This window comes from Brucella sp. GW823-FHT04E01 (assembly GCF_058796175.1).
Genome location: NZ_JBXAIK010000003.1, coordinates 22,666 through 35,307, shown reverse-complemented (window position 1 = coordinate 35,307; position 12,642 = coordinate 22,666). Strand labels below are relative to the sequence as shown.

The following is a 12,642-nucleotide window of genomic DNA, read 5'->3' as shown; positions in this document are numbered from 1 at the left end:
CGCCAACCACATTGGCTGAACTCCAGCTCCTTCCAGCTCATTATGTTTTGCGGCACTCTCTCTAGGAGCAGGTTCAGTCCAAATCAGCGGCGACGGCATCGAGCTTTTCAAGGAAATTTCGCCATCCATGATGTGCACCGTGAAAGGCCTGTTTCTGACCCGGCATAAAGCCCGACTGTTCCATCCGCAGATGTGTCCCGGTGGCGGTCGGTATCAAAGTCAATGTTACGATACTTCTGAGATTGTATGCTTCGTCCTCATGGGTGTGGTTCCAGGTGTAGGATAGCCGCCTGTTCGGCTCGACCACCAGAACCTCACAATCCAGCACCCCGCCCCACTCACCTTTGAGCTTGAAACAATGGCCTACGGTCGGAGCGAAATCATTATTCATCAGCCATTCCGCGATGAGGTGAGGCTCCGTCAATGCGCGCCAGAGCTTTTCAGGCCGATGAGGCATTTCACGCTCAACAATTACCGTTCGCACATCATCAGATATCTCGGTCATTGATCCATCCTCTTCAACAGGTCTTCAAGGGCATCGAACTTCTGCTCCCAGAAACCGTTCAACTCTTTCGCCCAATCGATCAGTGGAATTAGTGCCGTGTATTCGGCCCTGTAGTGGCTTTGGCGCCCCTCGTGACGATCACTGACGAGGCCTGCCCTCTTGAGAGCGGCAAGATGCTTTGAGACGACCGGCTGGGACACACTCGTTCCTGCGGTCAAAACCGTAACCGTCTTCTCGCCCTCTCGGCAAAGTCGTTCAAATATCGACCGTCGGGTCGGATCGGATAAAGCTTTGAAAACTTCGTCTCGCATAGTCATCGCTCAATTCATACCCAATTGGTTATGCGTTGATACATAGCCGAATGGCTATACATCAGTCAAGTGCCTTTCGACGAACTGTCCGTAACGACGTGACACACTGACTGACCTGAGAGCCGTCCGATGCAAATAAAATAAGGATGGACAGGCGGAACATGCCGCCTCCGTTATCAGAACCGCTTCTTGAAATTGACCAGGAAACCGTGTTCGCGGTCCCCGTCTGCAGCTATCAGACCACGATATTCAAGCCGTGCTGCTTGTCCCTTTGTCGCCAATATCGCTATCATCACGACCACAGCCGAAGCTGCCCCGACAGTCAGTTCTCTGGCAAGATGATAACCCATGCTAGCGCTGACGCCGGTGGTCGTGAACCTGACGTGCTTGCCATTATCATGCTCACCCACATTGATCGCACCACACCGGTCCGCAGAGTGAGAAGATTGCACCGGAACCAATCACTTTGCCAGAATTCATCGTGACCTTCACCAAGACGACAAATGAGCGGTTGAGCATCATGCGCTCATACACCTGTTCCGGTCTTTCGCCGCTTCAAAAGTGGGAGTGTTGCAGGATGACTACAAACCGACAAACATGACTCTTTTAATCATGTAATTTCTTGCCAGCACTAATACATGAATATATCACTCATGATTGTCAAAATCATGTTGGGAATATTCTATATGCGCTCCGATTGCATGCCTCTTCGCCGTACAATTCTGGCTGGTACATCCCTGATTGCTCTTGCCGCCACGGCAATAGCGCAGGACCAGACCACTGCCTCTCCAACGGAGAATGGTGCAATCGTTCTCGACAAGATTGTGATCGACGGCGGCAGCGGCGGCGTGATCGATGCGGACGGTTATGTGGCGCGCAGCAGTGCGACCGGCGCCAAGATCGACACGCCATTTGTGCAGACCCCGCAGTCCATTTCGTCCGTCACCCAACAGCAGCTTGAAGATCGCAATCCGCAGACCTTGCTCGACGCCATTGCCTATACGCCCAGTGCACGCGTTGGCGGCTTTGGTTTCGATCCGCGGTTCGACTCCTTCACCGTGCGTGGCTTCGACGTCACCTATACCGGTGTCTTTCGTGACAATCTGCGCCAGCCCGGAGCAAGCTCGGCGCTGTTCAAGACTGAACCCTATGGCCTGGAAGGCGTTTCCATTCTGCGCGGCCCATCGTCAGCCCTTTACGGCGCTTCCGGTGCCGGTGGCCTGTTCAACCTGATCAGCAAGCGCCCGACCGAAACCCCGCTTCACGAAGTACAGGTCCAGTACGGTACCAATAATCGTTATCAGACCCAGTTCGACCTCTCCGGCCCGGTCAAGGAAGGCGACCCACTTTACTACCGCCTGACAGGGCTTTGGCGCAACGCCGATACCGAACAACCCTCGGTTCCCGACGACCGTATTTACATTGCACCGGCATTTACGTGGAAGCCCGACGAAGACACGCGCCTGACAATCCTCAGCGAGTTCTCCCGCATCAAAACCGGCGGCACTGCCGCTTATTATTACGATGCCGTAACGGGCAAGGTATCCGACATTTTTGCAGGCAACACTGCCTTCAATGACTCAGTACAAACGCAGGGGCGTGTCGGTTATGAATTTGAAACCCGCCTCAACGACACGTTCGTGTTCCGCCAGAATGCTCGCCTTGCATCGACCAAGATCGGAGCCGACTGGGCCTTTGCCTATCAGGCCAATGAAATCGATCCGTTACTGCTCGACAGCAGCGCAGGCACTTTTGAGGAGCGGCTGACCAGTTTCACAATCGATAATCAACTGGAAGCAAGCTTCGATACCGGCAATTTCGAGCACACGCTTTTGGCCGGCGTAGACCTGACAAAGCTGCAATGGAAGGGATTAAACGGGTATGGCTATACGCCACCGCTGGATACCAGACATCCGTCCATGGGGCGCCCTGTAGCGCCAATCGATTTCCAGACAAAAGACGTTCAGGACCAGCTCATGGCTGGCATCTATCTGCAGGATCAGATCCGCTATGATGCCTGGACCATAACCCTCGGCGGTCGTCAGGACTGGGTCACCACCGACACGAAGAACACCGATCTGGCAACCAGCACGTCCAGCGATTTTGATCAGAGCGACAAGGCCTTCACATGGCGCGCCGGGCTGACTTACGAAACACCTTGGGGCATCACGCCATATGCCAGCTATTCGACAGCCTTTTCGCCCAATGCCGGTGTAAACCGGGCAACAGGCAATCCGTTCGAGCCAACGGAAAGCGAACAGCAGGAAGTCGGGATCAAGTATCAGCTGCCCAACAGCAACACCCTGATAACGGCCGCCCTGTTCAACATCAATCAGGACAACGGTCTCTATTACGAAGTGGTCGAATTGGATGCTGGCCCGGCCAACATTCAGGTACAGCGCGGGAAACTGCGTTCGCGCGGTCTGGAACTGGAAGCCAGCACCAGTCTCGACAACGGCCTCTCCCTCATTGCGTCCTATAGCTACATGCAGACCAGCATCAAGGACGGCCCGGACGGAACAGTGGGCAACGAAATCTCATCTGTACCGACCCACATGGCGTCAGCCTGGGCTCACTATAAGTTGCCTGAGAACAGCTTCCTTTACGGGCTGGGTGTCGGCGCAGGTGTCCGTTTTGTCGGCTCAAGTTACGGCAATGACGAAAATACTATGAAAAACAGCTCGCGTGCCTTTGTCGATGCAGCAATTGATTTCGATTTTGGCGCGATCAAGAAGGACTATGAAGGTGTCAAACTGCAGGTCAACGCCACCAACCTGTTCGACACCAGCAAGCCGGTCTGCTCCGCAGGTTTCTGTTATCGTGATCAGGGCCGCACTGTTGTCGGCAGCCTGAAATATTCATGGTAAGCGCCGATACCAGAAATGAAGCACTGCAAGCTCTCAGGCCCCAAGGCCTGAGAGCACTGTTCCATGGTGACAATGCATGGTGTGCCGATAGTATGATGCTGTCCTGCGAAATGACTGACAGCATGCCTCTGTCGGAATTTCTGTACGGCCCTCTCCTGACGAAAACCCTGCATCAATGCGCAGCCGCCTATCCTGATGTCGACCTGCGGGCGGTTTCTTCGTTCTGGTCGCTCTATTATTTTTCGCTTCTGGTCATTCCCTATATCTGCGCCCGACAAAGTGGAGTGGCCCTTCCGGTCGAGCTCGAGAATATGACCATTGCCATCAATGATCAGGGCTTGCCACGTTCCTTTGGCTTGCCCCACGAAGGGCAAGCTTGTGACGCGCCGGATGTGATGACGGTTATCAGCCATGTCGCAAAAAGCCATCTGAACACTGTCGTTCAAGTCCTGAAAGACCGCACCGGCATCTCACCGAAGCTCGCCTGGAATAATGCAGCGGTCTATATCGACTACGCCGTCAACAGCGCAGCTGAAAACCATTGTCGTGATGGCTGGCCATGTCGCCCGCTTTTTGAAACGCAGATTTTTGACGATGGAACGCGCAACCCGTTTTTTGGGTGTCTGCGTCAAGAAACAGATCATGGCGCCAATTTGTGCCGGCGCAAGATTTGCTGCCTGCGCTATAAACTGCCGGGCGTTGCCGGATGCGGTGAATTATGCGCGCTCCCCGAACTTAGAAAGCAATGAAATGATCCGTCTTGTTGTGTGTCTGACTGTAATCTGGCTGGCCCTCGGTAAAAGCGCTGTTGCAGAGGTAACCTATCCCATTCACGTCAAGGATGCGCTTGACCGGGAAGTCACCATTACCGCCCAACCAAAATCCATATTGCTTGGCAGCGGATTCAATCTGATTGCGTTGTCGCTCGTCCATCCAGATCCCGTCAGTGTGCTGGCCGGTTGGGCCGGTGACCTCAAGGGGGACAATCCGGAAATCTATGCCGGCTTCAAACAGCGCTTCCCGGAAATTGAAAAACTGCCGATCATTGGCGACGGCATTACAGTTTCGGTCGAGAAAATCGTTTCTGTAAAAGCCGATCTGGTCATTCTTTCAGACTGGCAGATGCGCAATGATGAAGGCGTGCAGGCGATCGCCTATCTCGAGAAAATGGGCATACCGGTGCTCGTGGTCGACTTCGGCAATCATGCACTCGAAAATACTTCGAAAAACATGCGCCTGCTGGGCAAGGTACTCAACCGCGAGGAGCAGGCTAACGCTTTTGCCGACTTCTACGACGAGCGCATTGCCCGCATTCGTGATCGAGTGGCGAAGAGCGATGCCGGACCGACTGTATTGCTGGAAGCCTTTCCCAATGCCGATCAATGCTGCTACGCTTACGGGCGAACCAGTATGGGCGAGTTCATCACATTGACCGGCAGCCGAAATATTGCTGCAGATGGACCAGCACAGGGAGGGGTGATCAGCAGCGAATTTATCGTTGCCGCCGACCCGCAAGTTTACATCGCCACCTCATCCCCAGGCGGGAAGTATAGCGGTTTTTCGGTTGGGCCGGGCGTAAGCGAACAGGAAGCGCGCGACACACTTTCAAATGCCCTGAAAAATCCTTTCCGCGCTGGTTTGAAGGCCGTGAACGACAAGCGCGTGTATGGATTGTGGAACTTTTTCAATGCTGTTCCCTTGAATGTTCTGGCAGCAGAAGCCTTCGCCGTCTGGTTGCGACCGGAACTGTTCGCGGATATCAGCCCCGAAGCGACACTGGCGGAAATTAACCAGCGTTTCGCGGCTGTCCCGTTTGAAGGTTCATACTGGATCAGCCTGAAACCCTGACCCCGCATTTTTCTGGCGTATACTGCTATCGCAGGCCGCCAGAAGTCTGAGTGTGGGCGTCCGCAGCCAGACCCGGCCAGTAATAACCATTGCTGGTCGGACGTGGACCGAAAATGGCCTGCCCGACCCGCACCACGGTTGCCCCCTCCTCGATTGCAACCTCGAAATCGCCAGACATGCCCATGGAAAGTCCGTTCATATGCGGATGCACATCAACAACACGATCCCGCAGACCACGAAGCAGGCGAAAGCAGGCGCGCACGCGCGCTGTGTCGGAGCTGAAAATTGCGAGCGTCATCAGCCCACGTGGTTTGAGGCGGGGAAACTCTGAGAGGCGCGCCACGAACGACATGAGATCGTCCGGATGCAGCCCATATTTGCTTTCCTCGTCCGAAGTATTGACCTGAACGTAAACATCAAGATCACGATCTTCCGCGTCCAGTCTGCGATTCAGTTCTTCCGCCAGATGGAAACTATCCAGCGCATGGAATTCCCATGCAAGACGAACAAGATATTTGACCTTGTTTGTCTGCAGATGGCCGACAATGCTCCAACGGATTGGCAAATCGTTCAGGGCCGTTTGTTTGTCGCGCGCTTCCTGAAGTTTATTTTCTCCGAAATCGAGAATTCCGGCCGCATAAGCGTGCCGCAGGATGCGAGCCGGGACTGTTTTTGTGATCGAGAGAAGACGCACATCGTTCGGGTCGCGTCCGCTGCGATGACAAGCCGCGGCGATCCGCGCGCGAACCTCTTTGAAATTGCTCGCGAAAACAGAAGTCGGATCAGCACCGAAACGCGCTATCTCGTCTTTGATTGCCTGCTCCTCAACCGGCTGCGGCTCGACAGATAGTTGCATCGCCAATCTCCCTTCAAGCGCCGATACAAATGCTTGCCGCTGCGCGGATACGACATGGCAACCATCCCGCCAGCTTGTATCACGGAGGTGGTCTGGTTCTCCCATCCACTTCCAGCGCAAAGATCAGACCAATTTCCAAGTCATCCGGTCATGACGATCATTCAACTGCTGACCATTCGAGCACCTATGGCTTCTTGAACGCGCGAAAGGCCGTCGCCAGCTTTTTAACTGCGGCCCCGATTTCTGTCGGCGTATAGGCTGCAAACCCCATCAGAAAACCGGCCTTTCCGTCACCGGCAGCGTAAAGCCCGGACAGGCCGAGGAGCTCGATACCGACACGTTGGGCTGCAGCGACGGCATTGCGCTCCGATAAATCACCGGTGAGCAGACAAGACATCTGTAACCCTCCGGCAGGTACATGCGGCTCGACGAAATCCGCCAGATATCGCTCGATCAGCCTGGCCAGTACATCGCGCCGTTCAGCATAGATGCCGCGCATGGCCCGGACATGCGCGCCGAAATGTCCACCTTCCATAAACCGGGCAAGCGTCAACTGCGCCATCGGTGCGGAATGCCCATCAAGCAGGGTGCGCGCAACGGTCATCGGTTTGACCAGTTGCGGCGGCAATACCATGTAGCCGATACGCAGGCCCGGAAAGAGTGATTTGGTGAAAGTGCCGATATAGATTGTCCGCTCATGCCGGTCGAGGCCTTGTACGCAGGCGGTCGGTTTGCCAGCGTAATGAAACTCGCTGTCATAATCGTCTTCGATAATCCATGTCTGCTGGCGGGCGGCCCATTCGATCAGCGCCAGTCGACGATCCAGCGACAGGGTCGCGCCGGTTGGAAACTGGTGCGAGGGTGTGAGAAACACGGCCTTGGCCTTGAGCGTTTCGCCAACCATCCGCTCGATCACAATGCCTTGGTCGTCCACATTGACCGGAATGGATTCAAGGCCTGCAGCATCGAACGCCTTGCGTGCACCGTAATAAGCCGGGTCTTCGATGAAGATGCGGTCACCGGGGTCGAACAGCATGTTGGCACATAAAGTCAGCGCCTGTTGCGAGCTGGTGAGGATCAGCACCCTGTCAGGTGTCGCGCGTCCTCCGCGTTCCAGGTTCATGTACTCGGCAACAGCGCGTCGCAATGGCTCTGTCCCCTGCGGATGACCATGCAGCAGCGCTTGCGTGCCGGCTTCCTTCAAAACCTGCCGTTCCAGACGTTCCCAAAGCTGAAGCGGAAAATTTCGTGTTTCCGGAACACCGTGAGCGAAAGGTCGTGGCGCCAGCAGCTCGCGTACACCACCGCTTCGGAACATGGCTGCTCCGCGTTTGCTCAGATTGGGCGCCTGATTGCGCAATAGCGCTTCGCGCTGGGAAACGCTGTGTCCGGGTGTGAATTCCGTTATCTGCGCCACGAAACTTCCACTGCCCACCCGGCGGTCGATAAAGCCCTCTGCATGCAGCTGCGCATAAGCCGCTTCGATCGTGTCTCGGGAGACACCCAGCGATTTGGCGAGGCTGCGCGAAGCCGGAAGCGGCTTTCCCGGCCCCAGCGCACCATCGATGATCAATTGCCGGATCGACCGCTGAATACGCGCATGGAGCGGCATTGCCGCATGGGCGGGGTGGGCAATCCAAGCCTTGACGGATTCAAGTTGCGAATGCCTGAACAAATGGACTGGTCCTTTTGTCAAAAATGGATGGGCATATCAGGCCATTAAACAGCTAACTGTCAATCAATCTTTTCAGCCCGACTTGCAGGCCATGTGCCCAATTCCCAGAAGGTTTTTGAGGATGATACCATCCCGTGCTTCAACGTCATCGATCCGCTTGAGCGACCTTGCCCATCCTATCGTGGCGGGCCTAATCTCCGTCATTGTCAATTATGGCGGCACATTCATTCTTGTTTTTCAGGCCGCAAAGGTTGCGGGATTGAGCCCGGAACTGACTGCCTCCTGGGTTTGGTCGGTTTCGATTGGCGTCGGGCTTACCGGCCTTTATCTCAGCTGGCGCTACCGCGAGCCGATCATCACCGCCTGGTCGACGCCAGCTGCTGCCTTTCTTGTAACGGCACTTGCCACCACATCCTACGCCGAGGCAATCGGCGCTTTCATGATTTCGGCTCTCGCATTTGTCATCCTCGGCGTGTCGGGCTATTTCGAGAAAGTCATCCGGCTGATACCACCAAGCATAGCTTCAGGGCTTCTGGCCGGCATTCTGTTGCAATTCGGAATAGGGGCCTTCGGCGGCACCACCACCGACCCGTTGCTGGTTGGACTGCTGATTGTTGCCTATGTGGTTTTGAAACGGCTGTCCGCCCGCTACGCCGTAGTCGGCATTCTCGTGCTCGGACTGGCCTTCCTGCTTCTGCAAAACAGGGTCGACCTGTCTGGACTGCGACTGGAGTTTGCAACTCCAGTCTTCACCATGCCTGCATTCTCTCTCAATGCCCTGCTGTCCGTCGCGCTGCCATTGTTCCTCATCACACTGACGGGACAGTATATGCCGGGGATGCTGGTTCTGCGTAATGATGGTTTCAAGACCAGCGCCAATCCAATCGTTACCGCAACAGGTCTCGGCTCGCTCATCATGGCGCCATTCGGATCGCATGCCTTCAACATTGCGGCAATCACGGCAGCAATCGCGACCGGGCCTGAAGCACACGAAAATCCATCCAAGCGCTGGATCGCCGGTATTGCAGCGGGCGTGTTCTACATTCTCGTCGGCATATTCGGTGTGACGCTCGCAGCTGTCTTCATGGCCTTTCCCGCAAGCTTTATCACAACGCTCGCAGGTCTGGCCCTGTTGGGCACGATAGGCAGCAGTCTGGCTGGAGCCATGTCAGACCCCACGCATCGCGAGGCAGCATTGATTACCTTTCTCGCATCCGCCGCAAACATCAATCTCTTCGGCATCGGCGGTGCTTTCTGGGGACTGATAATCGGACTGGTTGCCTATATCGTTCTCAACGGTCGTCTGCCGCGTCGTGAACGGACCGAATTGAGCGTGAGCGAAGGAGCTGCAAAATGACTGCCAAAAGCACTGGAATGACCACTTCCATCATTTCAATCCAGAGCCAGGTTGTGCACGGGCATGTCGGCAACAGCGCTGCGGTTCTGCCCATGCAGGCCCATGGGTTGAATGTCGCTGCAGTCCCGACGACCTTGCTGTCCAACAATCCGCATTTCGAAACCATGCGCGGGCGGGTTCTCGAATCCGAACTGGTCGGCGATCTTCTGCGCGGCGTCGAAGAGCGCGGATTGATTGAAACAAGCCACTATATTGTTTCCGGCTATCTCGGCTCTCAGGCAAACGGGAATGTGGTCGCCGCGTTCGTCGAACGCGCCCGCCAGATCAATCCCGACATAAAATACATTTGCGATCCGGTCATGGGCGATATGAACCTCGGGATCTTCGTTGCCGATCAGGTGGTGGAATGTATCGTTGAACGGCTTGTTCCGCTAGCCGATCTGTTGACACCCAACCAGTTCGAATTGGGTCTTATCGCACAGACAGATGTAACCTCCTGGGCTGCACTTGAAACCGCGGCGGGGCGTGTGCAGGCACTTCACGGCGCGCAGCTGGTTGTGACCAGTTGCGAACTTGCCGACACTCCTGAAGGCTTGCTGGAAAACATCGTCTTCGACCACGAGACCCGCACGCGACTGATATCGCCGCGCCTGCCGATCGTACCTGTGGGGACTGGTGACCTTTTCACCGGCCTTCTGACCACCAAGCTTACGCGGGGGAATACATTGATCGAGGCAGCCCGCAGCGCCGCTGCAACTGTGCTTGAAGTACTCAGGCGTACCATGGAGGCGGGTGAACGTGACATGCAGCTTGCCAGTGTCATCGATGCGCTCATTCCGAGCGAGAATGCTCAAGAATGAAATTCCAGACGATGCTTGTCAGATGAAATAATAGCTCAGCGCGATGAATCTGCCGGCTGTTCAACTGTTGCCCCGTAGTGCAGTCGGGATTTGCCGTGCAGTGTATCCCTATAAAGGAAACGGAAGAAGAAGGCGTCGCCCGTTCCGCGCAGAAGTCTGGCGAATATCGCGACCAGAACAATGGAGAAAATCAATCGACCGAACAGGACGACATAGATATCCGCGCCAAGAGCCACCACGATCAGCGTATCTTCGATCAGGCTGTGGCACAGCCCCATGAAACTCGACGCGAGAAAGACGTCCCGAGGCTGAATGTGTCCGCGCTGTGCTTCACGGATGATGAGACCTCCACCATAGGACAGTCCCAGCACCAGCCCGACCACGGTCAATGGAGCGGCATTTTTCGATATGCCGAGCAAGCGCAACAAGGGTGAAAGAAGCAGGTTGAGGAAGCGTGTCACATCCAGCGCGTCCATTGTTCTCAGCACGGCCACCAGACCGAGCAGGACGATAAATATCCAGACCAGCGTGGAGGCCGTATCGGCGACGAAGCTGCTCCAGCTTGAATCGTAATGGCCCGGCACCCAGCTCGGCGCAGCCGGTTCTGCCAGCCAGCCGGTATGACTGGAAATCAGGTTGATCCCCCATGCGAAAGCAAGTCCGCCAACAAGCCGTATCAGCGTCGAGACGATCAGGCGCGGGCCAGCCTTTTGTACGATACGCTGTTCGATGGGAAGAGCATGAGCGAAGAGGAAAAGCGAACCGAGGATCGTCACCTGAGCTGTGGTGAGCGTGTCGACCGGCAAGACGGCGAACATCACCACTGCCCCGCTCCACACGCCAACCAGCAGGTTCATAGCCCAAACAAAACCGGCTTCAGGCGGCAGCCCCACGAACTGCATGACGGGAGCGAAAGCAGGAGAAATGGCTTTGATCAAGCCCATCTCGATCGCCAGCTGCGTCAGCACCATCACCGGCAGCATGATCTTGACGAGCGTCCAGTAGACGCCGATCGCCTCGCGCAGGATAACCATGCCGAATGCTGCCAGTCGCTTTGCCAATCCAGTGGCCATCCCGTCCCCTCCGCTTTTGTCCGGAGCGTGCGACAGATCAGGGTCGATGCTTTCGGCTTTGGCGAGCAGAAAATCAGCCCACGCACGCCGATGCAAGCCATATTGCTTATGTTTCACGCGATTTATCGGGATTAGCGAAAGTCCACGACGATGCCGGTTGCGATAATCAGCAGAACCGTTGCGGCAATGACGGTGTAGACGTAATCACGCTCGCGCAGAAAAAGATACATCGTCAGCGCGACCCGGATGATCGGCAGGAGAATGAATACCGCAATACCAGCCTTCACGATGTCATAGCCGTTCAGTGCAAGCGACGGCGGTTCAATAGAAGTCATAACGACTCCGACCGCGATCAAGGCAGAAGCGAACCATGTGCCATACCAAAGAAGCGCTGCAATGATTTTGTCCCGTCGTCCGGCGTCTGCGGTAACTTTCATTCTAAGCCTCCAGAGATCTCTATACCGAAAGCGCTCAGAAGCATCTGGACCGCGAGAACAAGGAGAACCACGACAAAGAAGATGCGCAGTTTTTCCGCCGGAAGGCTCATCAGCAGGCGGGCGCCGACCAGCGCACCGATGACCGAACCAAGCGCAATCGGCCCCGTGATCCCGATATCGATGTCACCGCGAACAAAATAGGCGCTTGCGCTTGCAGCAGCCGTCACGCCGATCATGAAATTGGAGGTGGCGGACGAGACCTTGATAGGAAGTTTCAAGGCGGTGTCCATCGCCGGGATTTTCAAAACGCCCGAGCCTATCCCCAGAAGGGCCGAGACCAGTCCTGCCCCATACATCAGCGCCATGCCCAGCGGAACATGGCCGACGCGATAGTGCACCTCCTGCCCGGATATGTGATCGGGAAAGCTGGAATGCAGTCGCAGGCTTGTTGCGAGGCTCTTCGCATCCGGCATCGCTGAGCCGATTTCGTCGCGCCGCCGTACCAGCATCTGCTTTGCAGAAAGCACCAGAATGGCTGCGAACAAACCATATAGAACCGAAGTCGAAACGATTCCGATCAGAAGCACGCCGGTCAGCGCACCAAGCGTGGTTGCCGTCTCAAGAACGACCGCGAGCCGGACATTGGTCAGCCGTCGCTTCAAAAGCGGAGCCGCGCTGCCGCAAGAGCAGGCGATGACCGAAACAATGCTCGCCCCGATAGCGACGTGAATATCCACGTCGAAAAACAGCGTAAGCGCCGGCACGATGAAGATGCCGCTTGCCATGCCCAGCACGCCACCGAGCGCGCTTGCCCCGAAAGCCGCTATGAACAGCCATAAAGCCAACATTTCAC

The 12,642-nt window shown here is 55.8% G+C and carries 13 protein-coding genes; 5 read left to right on the top strand and 8 right to left on the bottom strand.

All coding sequences use genetic code 11. The annotated features are described in order from the left end of the window. Positions 1-73: 73 nt before the first annotated feature. The 3 genes from AC1RHM_RS10520 to AC1RHM_RS10510 all read right to left on the bottom strand — a co-directional run bounded on the left by AC1RHM_RS10520 (position 74) and on the right by AC1RHM_RS10510 (position 1,226). A complete protein-coding gene (locus AC1RHM_RS10520; RefSeq protein WP_010659317.1) occupies positions 74-505 on the bottom strand; it encodes an SRPBCC family protein in 432 nt (143 codons plus the stop codon). Next, a complete protein-coding gene (locus AC1RHM_RS10515) occupies positions 502-822 on the bottom strand; it encodes an ArsR/SmtB family transcription factor (RefSeq protein WP_010659318.1) in 321 nt (106 codons plus the stop codon). Before AC1RHM_RS10515 ends, AC1RHM_RS10520 begins: the two co-directional genes overlap by 4 nt. A 170-nt stretch (positions 823-992) precedes the next feature. Next, positions 993-1,226, bottom strand: coding sequence for a hypothetical protein (locus AC1RHM_RS10510; RefSeq protein WP_029376022.1), 234 nt, complete (start codon positions 1,224-1,226; stop codon positions 993-995). Positions 1,227-1,517: 291 nt separating this feature from the next. Between AC1RHM_RS10510 and AC1RHM_RS10505 the strand changes: the two genes are divergently transcribed. Genes AC1RHM_RS10505 through AC1RHM_RS10495 form a run of 3 tightly spaced genes read left to right on the top strand, consistent with a single transcriptional unit; the run spans position 1,518 to position 5,531 of the window. Next, the gene (locus AC1RHM_RS10505) at positions 1,518-3,683 is read left to right on the top strand and encodes a TonB-dependent siderophore receptor (protein ID WP_376913431.1); all 2,166 of its coding nucleotides are present in this window, start codon (positions 1,518-1,520) and stop codon (positions 3,681-3,683) included. Continuing rightward, positions 3,677-4,432 (top strand): siderophore-iron reductase FhuF, encoded by a 756-nt coding sequence (gene fhuF, locus AC1RHM_RS10500; RefSeq protein ID WP_010659321.1) that lies wholly within the window; start codon positions 3,677-3,679, stop codon positions 4,430-4,432. Before AC1RHM_RS10505 ends, fhuF begins: the two co-directional genes overlap by 7 nt. 1 nt (position 4,433) lies before the next feature. Then, positions 4,434-5,531, top strand: coding sequence for an ABC transporter substrate-binding protein (locus AC1RHM_RS10495; protein WP_036577601.1), 1,098 nt, complete (start codon positions 4,434-4,436; stop codon positions 5,529-5,531). Positions 5,532-5,556: 25 nt separating this feature from the next. Here the strand turns inward: AC1RHM_RS10495 and AC1RHM_RS10490 are convergent, their stop codons facing one another. Beyond that, on the bottom strand, positions 5,557-6,387 hold the full coding sequence (locus tag AC1RHM_RS10490) for a YggS family pyridoxal phosphate-dependent enzyme (protein WP_010659323.1): 831 nt from the start codon (positions 6,385-6,387) through the stop codon (positions 5,557-5,559). Between the two features lie 184 nt (positions 6,388-6,571). After that, complete coding sequence (gene pdxR / locus AC1RHM_RS10485) at positions 6,572-8,062, bottom strand: MocR-like pyridoxine biosynthesis transcription factor PdxR (protein WP_010659324.1); 1,491 nt, start codon at positions 8,060-8,062, stop codon at positions 6,572-6,574. Between the two features lie 121 nt (positions 8,063-8,183). On the opposite strand from pdxR, the gene AC1RHM_RS10480 reads away from it, so the two are divergent. Next, positions 8,184-9,419 carry a benzoate/H(+) symporter BenE family transporter gene (locus AC1RHM_RS10480; RefSeq protein WP_010659325.1) on the top strand — a complete coding sequence of 412 codons (1,236 nt, stop codon included), beginning with the start codon at positions 8,184-8,186 and terminating at the stop codon, positions 9,417-9,419. Beyond that, positions 9,416-10,279, top strand: coding sequence for a pyridoxal kinase (pdxY, locus tag AC1RHM_RS10475; protein ID WP_010659326.1), 864 nt, complete (start codon positions 9,416-9,418; stop codon positions 10,277-10,279). The genes AC1RHM_RS10480 and pdxY overlap by 4 nt, the downstream gene beginning before the upstream one ends. A gap of 35 nt (positions 10,280-10,314) precedes the next feature. Here pdxY and AC1RHM_RS10470 read toward each other — a convergent pair whose 3' ends face one another. Genes AC1RHM_RS10470 through AC1RHM_RS10460 form a run of 3 tightly spaced genes read right to left on the bottom strand, consistent with a single transcriptional unit; the run spans position 10,315 to position 12,637 of the window. Next, on the bottom strand, positions 10,315-11,469 hold the full coding sequence (locus tag AC1RHM_RS10470; protein ID WP_235916911.1) for a nucleoside recognition protein: 1,155 nt from the start codon (positions 11,467-11,469) through the stop codon (positions 10,315-10,317). A 14-nt stretch (positions 11,470-11,483) separates the two neighbouring features. Next, positions 11,484-11,789 carry a DUF1634 domain-containing protein gene (locus AC1RHM_RS10465; RefSeq protein ID WP_010659328.1) on the bottom strand — a complete coding sequence of 102 codons (306 nt, stop codon included), beginning with the start codon at positions 11,787-11,789 and terminating at the stop codon, positions 11,484-11,486. Then, positions 11,786-12,637, bottom strand: coding sequence for a sulfite exporter TauE/SafE family protein (locus AC1RHM_RS10460; protein WP_010659329.1), 852 nt, complete (start codon positions 12,635-12,637; stop codon positions 11,786-11,788). The genes AC1RHM_RS10465 and AC1RHM_RS10460 overlap by 4 nt, the downstream gene beginning before the upstream one ends. Positions 12,638-12,642 lie beyond the last annotated feature (5 nt).